Source organism: Methylomonas aurea (assembly GCF_024505045.1).
GTDB lineage: Bacteria > Pseudomonadota > Gammaproteobacteria > Methylococcales > Methylomonadaceae > Methylomonas > Methylomonas aurea.
In genome coordinates this window covers 1-963 of sequence record NZ_JANIBM010000087.1, presented here as the reverse complement: position 1 = coordinate 963, position 963 = coordinate 1, and the positions used below count along the sequence as shown (strand labels likewise).

The window sequence follows — 963 nt, the reverse complement described above, 5'->3', positions numbered from 1 at the left end:
GACAACGCCAACAGCGGTAAGGACCCGAACCGGCCGATGGCGAGTCTGGCAGCCCTGTTGCGGGCCTATGACCTGGATGCCGGCGACGTGATCTACGTCGACAGCGGCAACTACAGCCTGGCTACCAACATCGTCCTCGGCAGCCAGGACAGCGGCGTGACCATAAAGGGCGCGTTACAGCCCGGCCATGCCAGCGTGCTCGACCGCGGCAACGTCAACACCGGTGCTTACGTGTTCGAACTGCAAGGTGCGGACGACGTGAGTCTGGAGCAGTTATCGATCACGGGCGGTTACGGCGGCATCCAAGCGGCCAACGGCCAGGACAGCGACCACCTCAGCGTGATCGACAGCCGGATCTGGAACAACAACTACGCGATCAGCGTCGACACCAGCAACGACTTCTTCGTGCTGAGCGGCAGCGTGGTCGAATACAGCAACAACCGCGGCGTCTATATCAACGGCAGCGACGCCTTGATCGAAGGCAACGAAATCGCCCGCAACAGCGGCTGGGGCGTCGACATCAGCGGCGCCCGCGGCCGGGTATTGAACAACAGCGTCTACGCCAACAGCAGCGGCGGCATCAACGCCAGCGTCAACAACGGCTGGGGCAACCGCATCGTCGTGCAAGGCAACCGCGCCTTCGACAACGGCAACGGCACCAACATCGCCGGCTACTACACGACCGAAGTGCGCGGCAACGAAGTCTGGGGCGCCAACTACGGCATCACCGTCTACTACGGCGCGCAAGCCATGGACAACCGGGCCTGGGGTAACACTACCGGCCTGTATGCCTACAGCGGCAGCCTGCTGCAAGACAACCGGACTTGGGCCAACGGCACCGGCATCACGCTGTACTACAGCAGCACCGCCCAAGGTAACCGGGTCTACGGCAACAGCGGCGCCGGCGTCTACGTCGCCACCTACGACAACCTGGTGGCCAACAACGTCATCGAAGCCAACGGC

The 963-nt window shown here is 63.2% G+C and carries 1 protein-coding gene; it reads left to right on the top strand.

All coding sequences use genetic code 11. The features are described 5' to 3' along the window. The coding region (locus NP603_RS21815) for a right-handed parallel beta-helix repeat-containing protein (protein ID WP_256612973.1) at window positions 1–963 on the top strand (963 nt) is incomplete at both ends.